Genomic DNA, 14,800 nt, shown 5'->3' with positions numbered 1-14,800 from the left:
ATGACGGCCCACCACCTCATGCGGGGTGGCGGCGTGATAGGCACAAGCGGTGCAGCAGCAGCCCCCGCACCCCGGCGATCCCGATGCCGCGCCGATCGGCGGCCGGGTGGTGATACGGCACCGCATCCCTGGCGGGCAGACCGATGCGCTCGGTCAGCTGGTGGGCGCCGATCGGGAGACGCTCACCGTGCGCACCCGCCGCGGCGATGTGCGGGTACCGCGCGGCAACGTGACGGCAGCCAAGCCGGTGCCGCCGGCAGCGTTCCGGCGGCGCCCCGTCGACGAGCTGCTGGGGACGAGTCCTGACGCGCTGCAGACGCTGATGACGTCCGGCCTGCCGCCGCTACAGGTGCAGCGGCTCGGCGAGTGGACGCTGCGGGCCGGCGCGGGCTTCACCATGCGGGCGAACTCGGCGCTGCCGATCGGCGATCCGGGACTGCCGATTCCCGCGGCGCTCGACCAGGTGGAGAAGTTTTACGCGGCAAGGGATCTGCCGGCGCGGGTGCAGGTGGCCGACGGGCCGGTGGCCGAGCATGCCCGGCAGCGGGGCTGGGAACCGTCCGCGCCGACCTGGGTAATGACGGCCGATCCCGCGGCGGCGGTGGCCACGCTGAGCACCCCACCCGACGGCGTCACTGTCGCCATGGCGCCGGCAACTGACGTCCACTGGTGGAACGGGGCAACCGACCGGGAACGACTGCACCGCAAGGTGTTTGCCGCCATGCTGGCTCTGGCGGCGGCGCCCGAGTACTTCACCCTGAGCAGAGACGGCCAGGTGCTGGGGGTGGCACGCACCGCCACCGACGCCGGCTGGACGGGTTTGTTCTCGGTGCACGTCGACCCGGCCGCCCGTCGGCAGCGGGTCGCCGCAACGCTGTTGCAGGAGGCGGCACGGCACGCGGCCGAGCAGCGGACGGCACTGTACTTGCAAGTGCGCGGCGACAACGCGCCGGCGATCGCCCTCTACCGCAAGGCCGGCATGACGCTGCATCACCAGTACCGGTACTGGACGGCTCCCGATCCGGCGCACGCCAGGCGGACCCGATGACGGTGCTGATCGACCCGCCGCGCTGGCCGGCGCACGGGCGGCTGTGGTCACATCTGGTGAGCGACACCAGCCTGGACGAGTTGCACGCCTTCGCCAGGGCGGCCGGCCTTCCCGAGCGCGGCTTCGACGCCGACCATTACGACGTCCCCGCCGACCGGCACGACGCCCTGGTGAAAGCCGGTGCGGTGGCCGTGGAATCCCGCGAGCTGCTGGCCAGGCTGAAAGCCGCCGGATTACGCGTCTACCGCCACCGCTGACAGTGCCGCCCTGCCGCACCATCGACGTCCACATGCGGCCGCGCGCCCGGTCCGAGCCGCAACTTTCAGCACCACCGACAGAACCGACACCCCGGCCGTCCGATCCGCCACAAAAACGACCGGTTCTGCGGCTGGAGCTGAAAACCGGCAGCACCCACACCTCGCCGATTCATCAAACGCTGCACCAGCGGCCGATCTCCGACCGAACCCGCCGAAAAACGAACACTGCTGCAACAGATGATGAACAGGGCGCATCGACGCCGCCTGGCCACCCGACTCTGAGCCGCGACTTTCAGCACCACCAGCAGAACCGACACCCCGGCCGGCCGATCCACCACGAAAACGCCCAGTTCTGCGGCTGGAGCTGAAAACCCGGCAGCACCCACACCGCGCCGATTCATCAAACGCTGCACCAGCGGCCGATCTCCCACCGAACCCGCCGGAAAACGAGCACTGCTGCAGCAGGTGATGAACCGGGGCGCATTGGCGCCGCCTGGCCGCGCAGGTCTGAGCCGCAACTTTCAGCACCACCAGCAGAACCGACACCCCGGCGAGCCGATCCGTCACGAAACCGACTGGTTCTGCGGCTGGAGCTGAAACCCGGGATGCTCCAGCCAGGCGGCGCCAGCCACGCGGCGCCAGCCGGTCGGTCGGCCGGCCGGTCGGCCGGCCGGTCGGCCGGTCGGCCGGGACAGCGCTATCCAGCGGTCCGCTGGAAGTGCTCGGCGATGTCGTCGCTGGTGGTGATCCAGATGTCTGGCTGCGCGACCAGGTATTCCAGCGCCAGGTCCAGGTACTTGGCGCGGAACGGCTGCCCGATCACAAAGGGGTGCAGCGCCAACGCCATCACCCGGCCGCCGTTCGCGGCGTCGTCGCGCAGTACCTGGTACTGGTCTTGCACCATCTGCAGAAAATCCGGTCCGGTCAGCCCGCGCTGGAACAGGATCAGGTCGTTCAGCTCGACGGAGTACGGAACGCTCAGCATGCCAGGCACCGTCAGCCGGTAGGGCTGGTCGTCGTTGGTCCAATCCAGCAGGTAGCTCAGCCCGAGCTCGGCGAGCAACCGCGGGGTGTTGGCGGTCTCGGTGAGTCCGGGGCCCATCCAGCCGCGGGGCCGGGTGCCGGTGGCGGACTCGATGGTGTCGACAATCTCGGTCAACCGCGTGCGCTCGGCTTCCAGCTCCAGCCCGGTGTGCAGCGTCGAGTTCGTCGCGCCGTGGGCCAGCCACGCCCAGTTCCGCTCAACCCCGGCGGCGACGATCTGCGGATTGGCATCGGTCACCATCGAGTTCAGCAGCGCGCTGGCCCTGACGCCGTGGCGGTCGAGGATGTCGATGGTGCGCCAGATGCCCACTCTGGCGCCGTAGTCGCGCCACCCGTAGTTGAGGGCATCCGGTACCAGTTGGCTCGGCCAGATGCTGGTGGACGGCCGGTCATCGAGAAAGTGCTCGATGTTGAGACCGACATAGAAGGCAACGCGTTTGCCTTCCGGCCAGTGCAGGGCGGGGCGGTCGCTGATCGGGTGGTAAGCGAAGAGTTCCGTTGTCATGGCTCGACGGTAAAATGTGACATCCATGTAAGGTTCAAGCCTGGATCCACCAGTGCGAGTCCACCACTGCTCGGGGCCCGGAGGTCACCATGCGCATCGGAGAGTTGGCGCATCGCACTGCAGTCAGCGAGCGGTCGTTGCGGTACTACGAACAGCAGGGGCTGCTGGTGTCCGAGCGCACCCCTGGTGGGCACCGGGAGTTCCACGAGCGGGCGGTGGACCGGGTGATCCTGCTGCAGCAGTTGTTCGCGGCCGGGCTGCACAGCAAGAAGATCGCCGCACTGCTGCCGTGCATGCGCGATGCCGACGGCGGGCCGAACGAGTTGGCCACCCAGCAGTTGCTCGACGATCTGCGCTCCGAGCGCCGGCGCATCGACCGGACCATCAGGGACCTGCGCACCTCGCGCGCGGTCCTCGACGACGTGATCGCCACCGCGGAACACGAGCTCCCACCCGCCGGCGCCGCTGCTTCCTGACGGTAACCATCTTCCTGACGGCAACCGCTTCCCCTGACGCTCACCGCTTCCTGACGGTAGCCGCCGGCGCAGGTTTCACGCGGACGAGTGATGCCCCAGCACTCGCCACCCCCGGCGGATGGACATAGGCTCGCGATGTAGGAAAGCTACCCGTACGGCAGTGCCGCCGTAACAAATGTGCGCGGCGGGTTCTGTCGATCACCGAGAGGCAGGTCGCCACCGATGACCGCACCCAATCGCCGCAGGTTCTTCACCGTCGCGGGAGCTGTTGCCGCATCGGGAGCCGTCACCTTGGCCGGCTCCCGCTCGGCGCAGGCCCAGGCGCCGGCCCAGGCTCCGGCTCCCACCGCGGGCGCCCTCACAACAGCTGAGCCACAACGTATTCCAGCAACCGCGTTGCGGCGCAACACACCTGAGCTGGCACGGCAGGTCCGGCAGCAGCTGGACGCCGCGTCCACCCAGGCGAATGTGGTGCTGAACATCGACTTCCAGTACCAGGAGACCGGTTACTGGTGCGGCCCGGCTGCCACCAGGATCGCGCTGTCGGCGCGGGGTGTCTACCGCACCCAGCAGCAGCTGGCGAACGAACTGCCGACCACCACCAACGGCACCGACTGGATCGGGCAGGTCACCAGGGTGCTGTCCGGCTACGTCGGCTGGTACGAGACCAAGGAGCTGCCCAACGATCCGCCCACCCAGGCGCAGCGGGATCTGCTGTGGCGGGACGTCACCCTCGACATCAACTCCGGGTACGCGATCGTGGCAAACATCGTGGCACCGGCCAACAATCACCCGCCGGGCTACCCGAACTACACGATCTGGCACTACTTCACCGCCATCGGGTACAACCCCGACACCCGCGACGTGTTGATCGCCGACTCGGCAGGATTCGCCCCGACGGCGACCTATTGGCTCTCGTTCAACCAGTTCGCCACCCTGATCCCGCCGAAGGGTTACAGCGCCTGATCCAGCGGCAATCACGAGCTTGCGGACGAGTTCGGGCGGCCGATCAGGTGAGGGTGATGTCCGCCTGGTCATGACGGATGCCGCGAGCCGCCGCGGCTGCATGGGTCGGCGATCCGAGGGCCGCGAGTTCTTCGCGGATCAGCCCCGCAAGGCCAGGGCTGGCGGCAACGGCCGGGTCGGCGGTGCGCCGCAGCAACCGCTGCTGCAGCGCGCCGGCCTCGTCGGTGCGGCCCAACTCCCGCAGCGCCCGGCCGACCGCCCATTCCGCTTCGGCGGTGCGATCCCGGCCGCCGGCATCGCGATCGGCCGCGCGCACCGCCACCGCCTCGGTGAACACCTCGAGCGACTCGTCCAGCCTGCCGGTGTCGAACAGGGTCCAGCCCAGGTTGTTCAGCAGCGATCCGGCCCAGGCCCTGGCGGCCGGGTCGGCGCTGTTGCGGGCCGCCGCGAGGGCTCGTCGGTTCAGCCGCTCGGCACGTTGGTGATCGCCCAGCGCCCCGGCCACGATCGCCTGCATGTGCACGGCGTCCAGCGCCGGCCCCGGCACCCCGGCCGCGGACCCCTGCTGTTCGGCCTGCTCGAACAGTGGCGCCGCGGCGGCGGGTTCGCCGGTCGAGTTGCGCAGCCGCCCCCGCTCGATCAACACCCGTGCCCTGGCATGACGACGGTTGGCACCCTCAGCTTCCGCTGTGCCGATGTGGCTCTCGCACTCGTCCAGCAGCGCGTCGGCCTCGGCGACGCGGCCGGCCAGCCCGAGCGCCCTGGCCTGCTGGGAGCGCAGCACAACGGCGGCACAGCTACCGGCGTCGGCCCGATCGGCCAGCAGCGCGAACTGCGCCGCGGAGTCCTCAGGGGCGTCGAACCGCCAGGTTCGGGCGATCAGGCCCTCGACCTCGTCGGAGCTCATCCGGCCCCACCGCCGGACCGCGACGTGGCGCGTTGGGCAGGGGCCGGGCCGGACCCGATCCGGCGCTCGTCCGCCCACCGGCCGGCGGCCAGTACCGCGCAGACGGTGAAGTCGGCGTCGGCGATCACCAGGTCGGCGACCCTGCCGGTCGCCACGCTGCCGTAGTCGTCCGTCACCCCGAGCAGCCGGGCCGGCACCAGCGAGGCGGCGTTCACCGCGTCCAGCACCGGCATGCCAACCCGTTGCACCGCAAGGGCAACGGCGCGGTCCATGGTCAGCGTCGAACCGGCGATGGAACCAACGGTTCCGACCGGGGCATCCGGCGGCGGCACCAATCTGGCCGTGCCGTCCACCACCCGAACCGGCAACCCGGCCAGCCGGTACTCACCGTCGCTGGCGCCGGCAGCGCCCATCGCGTCGGTGATCAGCGCCAGCCGATCCGGCGCGATCGAGCGCAGCAGTCGCACGGTCGCCGGGTGCAGGTGCACGCCGTCGTTGATCGCCTCGATCACCACGTCGGTCGGCGAATCCATCGCCGCAGCAACGATTCCGGGGTCGCGGTGATGCAGCGGTCGCATGCCGTTGAAGGCATGCGTCACCAGATCGGCGCCGGCGGCGAACGCCGCGGCCGCGACGTCGTACCCGGCATCGGAATGCCCGACGGCGGCATGCACTCCGGCGTCGACCAGTTGCCGCACCGCGTCCAGCCCGCCGGGGCGTTCCGGCGCCAGCGTCAGCACCCTGACCTGCCCGGCGCCGGCGTCCAGCAACTGTTGCAGCGCAGCGGGTTCCGGGTCCAGCAACAGCTCGGCAGGATGCACCCCGCGGCGCAGTTCGGAAAGGAAAGGACCCTCGAGGTGCAGGCCGAGCGCGTGCGGATCGCCGGCCACGTACTCGGCTGCCGCCGCCGTGGTGCGGGTCAGCGACGGCAGCGGCGCCGTCACCAGCGACACCAGCGAGCGGGTGGTGCCGTGCCGGCGGTGCAGCGCCAGACCGCGCTCGATGGCGGTCGGGTCGTCGGCGATGGAGTCGAAAGCGGCGCCACCGCCGCCGTGCACGTGCAGATCGATGAAGCCGGGCAGCAGCCAGCGCCCGGCCAGCGGCACCTGCTCGGCGTCGGCCGGGATGCGCGGGTCGGCAGGCACCAGACCGCCGGGCGGCAGGGTGCCGAGCGCGGCAATCCGGCCGCCGGAGACCAGCAGCCAACCGTCCGGGATCACCGCCGTCGGGGTCACGATGTTGCCGCCGGTGAACAGCATCGCGCGCTCAGGACGAGCCGGGTGCTCCGGACCTGCCGGCTGCTCAGGACCTGCCGGGTGCTCCGGACGTTCAGTGCGCTCAGGACGCGCTTGATTCTCAGTCATCGGCCGTGCCCCCCTCACCCGCCGCTACCGCCGACATGCTCTCGCCCAGGGTGGACGGCTGATGCCGCAGGTGATCCCAGGCCAGGATGGCGGCGCCGGCCAGACCGGCGCGGTCGCCGAGCTGGGTCACCGCGATCGGCGGTGGGCTGCGGAACGTCATCCTGCTGGCCAACGCCTCGGCCAGTGGGTCGGTGAGCAGCTCGCCGGCCAGCGAAAGCCCACCGCCGAGCACGATGCGGCCGGGGTCGGTGAGCACGGTGACGGCGGCCAGCGCGTCGGCCAGCGCGGCGATGGCGTCGTCCCAGACCTGGATGGCGATCGGGTCGCCGGCCTGCATCAGCTCGGCGACTTCGCGGGCGGAGGTGCTGGAGGCGTCGGTGCCGCGCAGCAGCGAGTAGCTCTGGCCGATCCGGCTGGCCGACGACACCGTCTCAAGGCAGCCGTGGTTGCCGCAGTTGCACAGTCGCCCGCCGGGCCGCACCACCAGATGCCCAACCTCGCCGGCCTGCCCGGTGGCGCCGTTGTCGACGGCTCCCCCGGTCACCTGCCCGCCGGCGATACCGGTACCGATAGCGATGAAATACATCGAGGCGGCGCCGACGCCGGCGCCGACCCTGGCCTCGGCGAGTGCGCCGAGCCGGACGTCGTGGCCGAGCACCACCGGCAGCCCGACCCGCTCGGTCAGCAGCTGGACGATCGGCACGTCCCGCCAGCCGAGGTTGGCCGCGTACCTGGCGATGCCCGCGGCGGAATCGACAATGCCGGGAACCCCGATGCCGATCGCCTTGACCTGTTCTCCGGCAACAAGATCGGCGGCGAAGCCGAGGATCCGGTCGATCACCGCAGGCACTCCGCCCTCGGCCCCGGTCGGGCGCCTTGCCTCCCGCACCACGGTGCCGTCGGCGGCTACCAGACCGGCCTTGATCGACGTTCCGCCGACGTCCATGGCAGCTACCAGGTCGCTGCGAACTCGTTGCCCGCCAGGAGCAATCGGCAGCGGCGAGCCGCCGGGATCGGATACTGGAAACGGTGCGGCGATCATCAGCTGATGGCCAGTCCGACTTTCTGGAACTCCTTGAGGTCGGAGTAGCCGGCCTTGGCCATCGACCGGCGCAGCGCGCCGAACAGGTTCGAACGGCCGGAGGCGTCCACCGCTGGGCCCTGCAACAGCTGCTCCAGCGGGGTGTCCGCGGCGCCGATCAGCCCGGCGACACCACGCGGCAGCCGCGGGTGCGATGCGGAAGCCGGCCAGTACCAACCCTTTCCGGGCGCGGTATCGGATTCGGCGAGCAGATCCGCAAGCATCACCGCATCGGCGCCGCAGGCGATGGCCTTGGCAATGTCGCCGCTGGAATACAGATCGCCGGCCGCGATCACATGCACGTACCGCCCGCCGGTCTCGTCCAGGTAGCTGCGGCGGGCTGCGGCGGCGTCGGCGATCGCGGTGGCCATCGGCACCTCGATGCCGAGCACCTCGCTGGTGCTGGTGGTGAGCCCGGCGCCGGTGCCGACGATCACCCCGGCGGCGCCGGTCCGCATCAGGTGGGTGGCGGTCTGATAGTTGGTGCAGCCGCCGACGATCACCGGGACGTCGAGGTCGGCGATGAAGCTCTTCAGGTTCAGCGGTTCCCCGCCGCCGCCCTGGACATGCTCGGCCGACACGATGGTGCCCTGGATGATCAGCAGCTCAACGCCGGCCGAAATCACTTGCTGGGCAAGGGTTCCGGCGTTCTGCGGCGACAGCCGGACGGCGACGGTACCGCCGCCGTCCTTGACGGTGCCGATGGCCTCGGTGAGCAGATCGAGCTGCACCTCGGGCTGGTAGGCCTGCTGCACGGCGGCCACCACCTCGGCCTCGTCGGCCTCGCCGGAGTTCAACAGCCGCAACAGCTTCTCCAGCTCCCGCTCCGGTTGCGCGTGCCGCGCCCACAGCCCCTCCCCGTCGATCACGCCGAGGCCGCCGAGGGCGTTGACCGCAACGGCGCCGGCCGGGTCGACCAGCGCATCGGACGGTTGCGTGATGAAGGGGATCTCGAACCGGTAGGCGTCGATCTGCCAGCTGGTCGACACCTCGGACGACGAGCGGGTGCGCCGGGACGGCACCACCGACACCTCGTCCAGGCGATAGCCGCGACGGGCGGTGCGGCCCATGCCGATCTCAACGGTCTCGTTCATGACTCCGGATCGTCCTCGCAGTGGTCAACGCCGAGCAGCCTCGGCGCTGGTGGGTGGCGGCCGCCGACGCCCGTCAAGGACGGCAGCGGGAAACGGCGACTCAGCGGTCGAAGTAGTTCGGCGCCTCGGCGGTGATGGTGATGTCGTGCGGATGCGATTCCCGCAGCCCGGCACCGGTGATCTTGATCAGTTTCGCCTGCTGCAGCTCGGCAATGGTACGTGACCCGGTGTAGCCCATCGCGGCCTGCAAGCCGCCGATCAGCTGGTGGGCGACGCCGGCCAGCCGGCCGCGATAGGCCACCCGTCCCTCGATGCCCTGCGGCACCAGCTTGTCGTCGGAGAGCACGTCGTCCTGCCCGTACCGGCCGCGGGAGTAGCCGCCGCCGGTCTGACTGCCGGGCTGGCGGGCGGCCATCGCACCGAGCGATCCCATGCCGCGGTAGGTCTTGTACTGCTTACCGGCGACGAACACCGTCTCGCCGGGAGACTCCTCGACACCGGCGAGCAGCGAACCGAGCATCACCGTGCTGGCACCGACCGCGATGGCCTTGGCGATGTCGCCGGAGTACTGCAGACCACCGTCGCCGATCACCGGAACTCCCGCCGGCGCACAGGCTTTCACCGCCTCGTGGATGGCGGTGACCTGCGGAACGCCGATGCCGGCGACCACCCTGGTGGTACAGATCGACCCGGGCCCGACACCGACCTTGACCGCGTCGGCGCCGGCGTCGATCAGCGCCTGCGCGCCGGCCCGTGTCGCCACGTTGCCGCCGACGATGTCCACCTTCGATCCCACCTCGCGTTGCAGCCGCGCCACCATGTCGGCGACAGCGCTGGAGTGCCCGTGGGCGGTGTCGACCACCAACACGTCCACCCCGGCGTCGGCAAGGCCCATGGCTCGCTGGAACGCAGCCTCGTTGACGCTGACCGCGGCGGCCACCAGCAGCCGGCCGTCAGAGTCCTTGGTGGCCAACGGATATTGCTCGGTCTTGACGAAATCCTTGACGGTGATCAGCCCGCGGAGCTTGCCGTCGGCGTCGACCAGCGGCAGCTTCTCCACCTTGTGTTTGCGCAGCAGACCGAGCGCCGCGTCGCCGGACACCCCCACCGGGGCTGTCACCAGCGGCATCGGGGTCATCACCTCGCGGACCGGCCGGCTGAAGTCGGTCTCGAAGCGCATGTCGCGGTTGGTGATGATGCCGAGCAACCGGCCGCCAGGGCCGTCGGTGACCGGGACTCCGGAGATCCGGAACCGCGCGCACAGCTCGTCGGCCTCGGCCAGGGTGGCGTCCGGCCGGCAGGTGACGGGGTTGGTGACCATGCCGGCCTCCGACCGCTTGACGATCTCGACCTGGGCGGCCTGCGCGTCCGGCTCCATGTTGTAGTGCAGCACCCCGATGCCGCCCTGGCGTGCCATCGCGATGGCCATCCGCGACTCGGTCACGGTGTCCATCGCGCTGGACACCAGCGGAATGTTCAGTGTGACGTTGCGGGTGAGCCTGGTCCGGGTGACCGCGTCGCTGGGGATGATGTCCGACGCGTTCGGTAGCAGCAGAACATCGTCGTAGGTGAGGCCGGTTTCGGCGAACTTGGCATCGTCGCCCGGCGCGATCCCGGCGCGGGCGGTGTCCGGCTCGGCCGGGGGCAGGCCGGCCGGATCAGCCGGCAGCGGCGCCGACTGACTGCTGGTGGTTGACGAGTCCGACGGGCCGGTGGTGACGGCGCCCTGCAGGGTCGATGTCATCACCTCATCCTAGGACGCGACGGTGAACGCCCCCGCCCGGAAGGGCGCTCAGCGAGGCTGCGGTGCTGTGCTCCTGGCCACGGGCGGCGTCGCGCTGCTTCCGTCGCGACCGGTGGTGGGCCGGTCGGTACTCGGCTGGTCCGCGGTGAGTGGGTGGACGGTCGGCTGGTCCGGGGCCAGTGAGTGGACGGCCGGCTGGTCGGCGGTCGCGTCTGCCGGTGCGCCGGGCGCCGGGCCGCCGGTGGCCGAGCTGGTCGGCACCTCGGGCAGCGGCGGCGGCCCGGCAGGTTGCGCCGCAGCGGACTCCGGCGCGTTGTCGCTGTGCGGCTGCGGCAGCGTGACGGGCGGCCCGACGTCAGCGGATCCGGCATCGGTGGATCCGCTTCCGGTGGCGCCGGGTTCGGTCGACATCTGCTCGCTCAGCGCTGCCGATTCAGCGCCCGACGTGCCCGCCTCGGGCAGCGCAGTCTCTGACGTGCTCGACGGCAGGCTCGACGACGAGGCTGCTACGTCGCGGCTGGGCACCGGTTGCCATCCGGTGCCGGGCTTCCACGGCTGGTTGCCGCCCTTGATCGGGTTCGGCTGCTGGCCGTGGCCGGACGCCGACCCCGGACGACCGTGACCGCCGGAACCCTTGGAACCGCCGGAACCCTTGTGACCGCCGGAACCCTTGGAACCGCCGGAACCATCGCGCCCTGGCGCGGTACTGGTCCCGCTGGCGTTGCTGCTCGCGGAGGTAGTACCGGCCACCGACGAGCCGCCCGGCTGTGCGGGGCGCGGCGGGCGCGGCTTGCCCGGCTGCGAGGTGCCCGGTTGCGAGGTGCCCGGTCGTGACGTGCCCGGTTGCGACGACGCAGTGGTGGGTGGCGCGACCGTGCCGGCCGCGTTCGGGGACGACGGCACGCTGACGATCGGCCGTGGCGCCGGCCCGCCCGGAGCCGGTACCAGCGGTCGCACCGGTGGCAGCCCCGCGGACGGCTTGGTGGCCGCCGGCGCCGTCGTGTGCGCAGCCGCGGTGGTGGGTGCGGGCGCGGTGCTGCCCGGCCGACCGGCGCTGGTGTTGTTCTGTCCCCCGTTGTTGTTCCGTCCGTTGGTGTTCTGCCGGTTGGTGTCCTGCTGGTTGCTGTTCCGGCGGTTGGCGCTCTGCCGTCCGGGAGCCGGCTGATGCGGGACGGCTGCGGGTGGGTTGTCCGCCCTGCGGGCCGGCGCTCCGACAGATCGACCGGCGGGTTGCCCGGCGCCCACGCCGGCGGGACCGGACGCGCTGTCCGGTGAACCGGCGACCGACACTCCCGGCCCGGCCGGCTGCACCGGAAGGTCCGTCATGCCGGAGGTACCTGACCCGAACGCACCACCGCCAGGGCCCACCGGCAGGTTGCTACCGAGCGGCAGCTGCGGTGCGCCGCCGTTCAACTCGCCGGTCTCCGCCGAACGCACCTGGGCCCTGCGGATGACCGGATGGCTGCCGTCGGCGCCGGCGCCGGCCGCGTTCTGGGTGGGACCGACCGGCTCGTCCGGGCCGTCGCTCTTGGGCGGCTCGCCGACGGAACCGGCCAACCTGTCCAGCTCGGACTGCACCTCGCGGCGGCGGTTCTGCTCCCGGATCTGCGGCAGGGCACGCCGCGCGGAGGACAGCGCCTGCCTGGCACCGGAAAGGTCGTTGTCGTTCAGCGCGGCCCGCGCGGCCGACAACGCCTGCTGGGCCTCGACGGCAGCCGACACCGACGCCGCATAGTCGGCGTACAGCCATTCCGCCACCGGCCACAGCACATCGCCGGGCTCTGCGCTGCGCGCGCCGACCGCGGTGGTGGTACCCACCAGCAGCGTCAGCGACGCGGCGATGCTGGCCACCGCGCGCCACGAGGTACGGATCGCCTTGGAGGCGGCGCCGCTGCGCAGGGCGCGGGTGAGCACCCCGCGGCGCGGCGCTGCCGGAACGGGTGCGGCCAGGCACTCGGCGCGCCACTGGGCGAGCAACTCGGCGGCGGGATCGTCGAAGTCCCGCGCTGTGAGACCGGCGGCACCGGCGGCATCACCGGCGTCGCGGGCGATCCGGTCGAGCAAGGCGTCGTCCAGCACCACCGCATGCACGTCGGTGGCCGGCAGGTGCCCGCCGCGGCGCGCGCTCATCCCGTCACCTCTCGCCAGCCGCCGACGTCGACCGGTTGTTCGCCGGCGCCGGTGAGCAGCGCCCGCAACCGGTTGAGCGCGCGGTGCTGTGCCACTCGCACCGCACCGGCGGACATCGACAGGGTGTCGGCGGTCTGTTCGGCCGACATGCCGACCACCACTCGCAGCCGCAGCACCTCCTGTTGGGCCCGCGGCAGGGTGCGCATCAGGGCCTCGATCCGCTTAGCGGTTTCGGTGCGCATCACCAGATCTTCCGGGCCCTGGTCGTCGCCAGGGGCGTCGGGGACCTCTGGCACCGGAACGCTCGGCAGCCGGCTGGACTTGCGGTGCACGTCGGCGATCTTGTGACTGGCGATGCCGTGCACAAACGCCATGAACGGCGCTCGGCCCGGCTGGTAGCCGGGTAGCGCGGAAACCACTGCGAGACATACCTCTTGGGCAATGTCGTCGGCGCCGACCGGCGCCCGCTGCCCCGGTGCCACCCTGGTGCGGCAGTACCGCACGATCTGCGGATGGATGAGTTCGATCAGACGCTCAAGCGCCGGACCGCCCTGGCGGGCGCGTTCGACAAGGTCGTCCGGCACGGTCACGGGTGCGGCAGCGACCGCGGAATGCGTTGCTGACGGCGCTGTCCCGGCCACGGCTCGCGCCACCGGCGTCACTCCCCACAGTTCGGACCGACCTGCCAACGGATCTGCGAGGCCACGCCCTGCGGCAGCTGCGGCGACCTCGTACCGGGGCCGGACGGGAGTCAGGCGACCAACCCGCGACGGAACCCCACCGCGACCGCTTGGGCGCGGTCACGGGCTCCGAGCTTACGGAACAAACGGCGCGCGTGCGTCTTCACGGTGTCTTCGGAAAGGAAAAGTTCTTTGCCGATCTCGGCGTTCGACTGGCCCTGGCTCATGCCACGCAGCACCTGCAGTTCCCGCTCGGTGAGCGGCGACTCGGCCTCGATGGCTTCACCACGCTGCGCCGAGAAACGCGCGTCGGACAGCGCATCCGACATGGCGGCGAGGATTTCCGGCCGGCTGGCGTCCCAGCGCAGAAAGCCCCTGGCGCCGCAGGCGATGGCGGCCGCAATGGAGGCGGTGTCGTCCGGCGAGCCGAAGACGATGACCACCGCGTTCGGGTGCAGGGCCAGCAGCCTGCGGGTGGCTTCGATGCCACTGGTCAGGGCCCGCTGGGTACCGATCAGCACCAGGTCGGCCGGCTCCCGCCCGAAGCGGCCGAGCAGCTCGTCGCCGGACGACACGCAATCGACCTCGTCGACGGTGCTGACGGCCGACATCACCTTGGTCAGCCCGTCGCGGGCAGTCCGGCGTTCGTCGCAAATCAGCACACTCGTCATTTGATGAAGCCCCATTTCATCCCACCGGGCGACAGAAACTCCCGTAACGCCCATCGCGCCACGCCCAACAGGATGAAGTACACCACATTTGGCGGTAGGCGGCTACCCCCAACGAGGCAGTACGGCGTCGTTTTGTCCCCGAACGGGGTACTGCGACAACAGAGCGCACACGCTGCACGACTGTGCGGGAAAACAAGATCAGCTGCCGTCGCCCCCTGTTCACCTCAGGGGTGTTGTCGTGCGGCGCCAAGCGGCTTAAGTTCCAAGATCGACAAGCAAGCACCGCACCTGGTTGGTCGGGTCAGGTTTCGGCGCCACGTCCACGACATCGGCGTCGAGCTACCGCGGCAGTCACGCGCCCGACCAAGCAGTTCGGTCAACGCATCCGGACGAGAGGCGTTCCGATGGCAGACATGCGCAGGCTCCCTGGCCCGAGTGCTGACCTGTGGGATTGGCAGCTGCACGGCTCGTGCCGGGGGATGGCAAGCTCGTTCTTCTTCCACCCCGAGGGCGAGCGCGGGCCGGCCCGCGCGAAACGTGAGGCCAAGGCGAAGGCGATCTGCCTCGACTGCCCGGTGCTGTCGCAGTGCCGCGCCCACGCCCTTGCCGTCCAGGAGCCCTACGGCATCTGGGGCGGCATGTCCGAGGGCGAGCGTGCCGCGATCATCAACCGCACGCACCACTCGTCCTGAGCCGCCCGGTCCGCCCGCCGGCGGCAGCCGAGCGCGGGTGACCGATGCCTTCTTGATGCACTTTTATGCATTCCTGATGAACACGTGAGGCCCCCTCGAGCCGAACCAGCGTGACTCGGCGGCAAATCCAAGACCCGGTGA

The 14,800-nt window shown here is 70.9% G+C and carries 15 protein-coding genes; 6 read left to right on the top strand and 9 right to left on the bottom strand.

Annotated features, from left to right (window positions below):
• Positions 1 to 49: 49 nt before the first annotated feature.
• Genes HKD39_RS20440 through HKD39_RS18780 form a run of 3 tightly spaced genes read left to right on the top strand, consistent with a single transcriptional unit; the run spans position 50 to position 1,673 of the window.
• Complete coding sequence (locus HKD39_RS20440; protein ID WP_171199599.1) at positions 50 to 1,048, top strand: GNAT family N-acetyltransferase; 999 nt, start codon at positions 50 to 52, stop codon at positions 1,046 to 1,048.
• Complete coding sequence (locus tag HKD39_RS09350) at positions 1,045 to 1,305, top strand: DUF4031 domain-containing protein (RefSeq protein ID WP_171199598.1); 261 nt, start codon at positions 1,045 to 1,047, stop codon at positions 1,303 to 1,305. Before HKD39_RS20440 ends, HKD39_RS09350 begins: the two co-directional genes overlap by 4 nt.
• A gap of 32 nt (positions 1,306 to 1,337) precedes the next feature.
• A complete protein-coding gene (locus HKD39_RS18780; protein ID WP_212754336.1) occupies positions 1,338 to 1,673 on the top strand; it encodes a hypothetical protein in 336 nt (111 codons plus the stop codon).
• A gap of 329 nt (positions 1,674 to 2,002) precedes the next feature.
• Here the strand turns inward: HKD39_RS18780 and HKD39_RS09345 are convergent, their stop codons facing one another.
• Positions 2,003 to 2,854 (bottom strand): polysaccharide deacetylase family protein, encoded by an 852-nt coding sequence (locus HKD39_RS09345; protein WP_171199597.1) that lies wholly within the window; start codon positions 2,852 to 2,854, stop codon positions 2,003 to 2,005.
• 89 nt (positions 2,855 to 2,943) lie between these two features.
• Between HKD39_RS09345 and HKD39_RS09340 the strand changes: the two genes are divergently transcribed.
• Together HKD39_RS09340 and HKD39_RS09335 are read left to right on the top strand one after the other, a co-directional pair.
• Positions 2,944 to 3,330 (top strand): MerR family transcriptional regulator, encoded by a 387-nt coding sequence (locus HKD39_RS09340; RefSeq protein ID WP_171199596.1) that lies wholly within the window; start codon positions 2,944 to 2,946, stop codon positions 3,328 to 3,330.
• Positions 3,331 to 3,552: 222 nt separating this feature from the next.
• Entirely contained in the window at positions 3,553 to 4,296 is a 744-nt protein-coding gene (locus HKD39_RS09335; RefSeq protein ID WP_171199595.1) for a C39 family peptidase, read from the top strand.
• Positions 4,297 to 4,339: 43 nt separating this feature from the next.
• Here the strand turns inward: HKD39_RS09335 and HKD39_RS09330 are convergent, their stop codons facing one another.
• The 8 genes from HKD39_RS09330 to HKD39_RS09295 form a co-directional block, all read right to left on the bottom strand.
• Positions 4,340 to 5,203, bottom strand: coding sequence for a tetratricopeptide repeat protein (locus tag HKD39_RS09330; protein WP_171199594.1), 864 nt, complete (start codon positions 5,201 to 5,203; stop codon positions 4,340 to 4,342).
• The gene (nagA, locus tag HKD39_RS09325; RefSeq protein ID WP_246232321.1) at positions 5,200 to 6,567 is read right to left on the bottom strand and encodes an N-acetylglucosamine-6-phosphate deacetylase; all 1,368 of its coding nucleotides are present in this window, start codon (positions 6,565 to 6,567) and stop codon (positions 5,200 to 5,202) included. Before nagA ends, HKD39_RS09330 begins: the two co-directional genes overlap by 4 nt.
• Positions 6,560 to 7,609: an ROK family protein gene (locus HKD39_RS09320; protein ID WP_171199593.1), complete on the bottom strand. Its 1,050-nt coding sequence runs from the start codon at positions 7,607 to 7,609 to the stop codon at positions 6,560 to 6,562. The genes nagA and HKD39_RS09320 overlap by 8 nt, the downstream gene beginning before the upstream one ends.
• Entirely contained in the window at positions 7,609 to 8,742 is a 1,134-nt protein-coding gene (locus HKD39_RS09315) for a GuaB3 family IMP dehydrogenase-related protein (protein ID WP_171199592.1), read from the bottom strand. The genes HKD39_RS09320 and HKD39_RS09315 overlap by 1 nt, the downstream gene beginning before the upstream one ends.
• A gap of 100 nt (positions 8,743 to 8,842) precedes the next feature.
• Positions 8,843 to 10,486 carry an IMP dehydrogenase gene (gene guaB, locus HKD39_RS09310; protein ID WP_171199591.1) on the bottom strand — a complete coding sequence of 548 codons (1,644 nt, stop codon included), beginning with the start codon at positions 10,484 to 10,486 and terminating at the stop codon, positions 8,843 to 8,845.
• Between the two features lie 48 nt (positions 10,487 to 10,534).
• Positions 10,535 to 12,616, bottom strand: a complete 2,082-nt coding sequence (locus HKD39_RS09305; protein ID WP_171199590.1) for a hypothetical protein — start codon at positions 12,614 to 12,616, stop codon at positions 10,535 to 10,537.
• Positions 12,613 to 13,206: an RNA polymerase sigma factor ShbA gene (shbA, locus tag HKD39_RS09300; RefSeq protein ID WP_425488438.1), complete on the bottom strand. Its 594-nt coding sequence runs from the start codon at positions 13,204 to 13,206 to the stop codon at positions 12,613 to 12,615. The genes HKD39_RS09305 and shbA overlap by 4 nt, the downstream gene beginning before the upstream one ends.
• 161 nt (positions 13,207 to 13,367) lie before the next feature.
• The gene (locus HKD39_RS09295; protein ID WP_171199589.1) at positions 13,368 to 13,967 is read right to left on the bottom strand and encodes a response regulator transcription factor; all 600 of its coding nucleotides are present in this window, start codon (positions 13,965 to 13,967) and stop codon (positions 13,368 to 13,370) included.
• A 404-nt stretch (positions 13,968 to 14,371) separates the two neighbouring features.
• On the opposite strand from HKD39_RS09295, the gene HKD39_RS09290 reads away from it, so the two are divergent.
• Positions 14,372 to 14,659, top strand: coding sequence for a WhiB family transcriptional regulator (locus tag HKD39_RS09290; protein WP_171199588.1), 288 nt, complete (start codon positions 14,372 to 14,374; stop codon positions 14,657 to 14,659).
• The last annotated feature ends 141 nt before the right edge of the window (positions 14,660 to 14,800 follow it).

Origin of the sequence: Nakamurella aerolata (genome assembly GCF_013002705.1) — a bacterium.
Taxonomy (GTDB): domain Bacteria; phylum Actinomycetota; class Actinomycetes; order Mycobacteriales; family Nakamurellaceae; genus Nakamurella; species Nakamurella aerolata.
The sequence above is the reverse complement of the archived record's forward strand: the minus strand, read 5'-3'. Positions and strand labels throughout refer to the sequence as shown.

Excerpts from the sequence above, each read along its gene's own strand:
- HKD39_RS09350 (WP_171199598.1), top strand. The coding sequence starts at position 1,045 with ATGACGGTGCTGATCGACCCGCCGCGCTGGCCGGCGCACGGGCGGCTG.
- HKD39_RS18780 (WP_212754336.1), top strand. The coding sequence starts at position 1,338 with ATGCGGCCGCGCGCCCGGTCCGAGCCGCAACTTTCAGCACCACCGACA.
- HKD39_RS09345 (WP_171199597.1), bottom strand. The coding sequence starts at position 2,854 with ATGACAACGGAACTCTTCGCTTACCACCCGATCAGCGACCGCCCCGCC.
- HKD39_RS09340 (WP_171199596.1), top strand. The coding sequence starts at position 2,944 with ATGCGCATCGGAGAGTTGGCGCATCGCACTGCAGTCAGCGAGCGGTCG.
- HKD39_RS09335 (WP_171199595.1), top strand. The coding sequence starts at position 3,553 with ATGACCGCACCCAATCGCCGCAGGTTCTTCACCGTCGCGGGAGCTGTT.
- HKD39_RS09330 (WP_171199594.1), bottom strand. The coding sequence starts at position 5,203 with ATGAGCTCCGACGAGGTCGAGGGCCTGATCGCCCGAACCTGGCGGTTC.
- nagA (WP_246232321.1), bottom strand. The coding sequence starts at position 6,567 with ATGACTGAGAATCAAGCGCGTCCTGAGCGCACTGAACGTCCGGAGCAC.
- HKD39_RS09320 (WP_171199593.1), bottom strand. The coding sequence starts at position 7,609 with ATGATCGCCGCACCGTTTCCAGTATCCGATCCCGGCGGCTCGCCGCTG.
- HKD39_RS09315 (WP_171199592.1), bottom strand. The coding sequence starts at position 8,742 with ATGAACGAGACCGTTGAGATCGGCATGGGCCGCACCGCCCGTCGCGGC.
- guaB (WP_171199591.1), bottom strand. The coding sequence starts at position 10,486 with ATGACATCGACCCTGCAGGGCGCCGTCACCACCGGCCCGTCGGACTCG.
- HKD39_RS09305 (WP_171199590.1), bottom strand. The coding sequence starts at position 12,616 with ATGAGCGCGCGCCGCGGCGGGCACCTGCCGGCCACCGACGTGCATGCG.
- HKD39_RS09295 (WP_171199589.1), bottom strand. The coding sequence starts at position 13,967 with ATGACGAGTGTGCTGATTTGCGACGAACGCCGGACTGCCCGCGACGGG.
- HKD39_RS09290 (WP_171199588.1), top strand. The coding sequence starts at position 14,372 with ATGGCAGACATGCGCAGGCTCCCTGGCCCGAGTGCTGACCTGTGGGAT.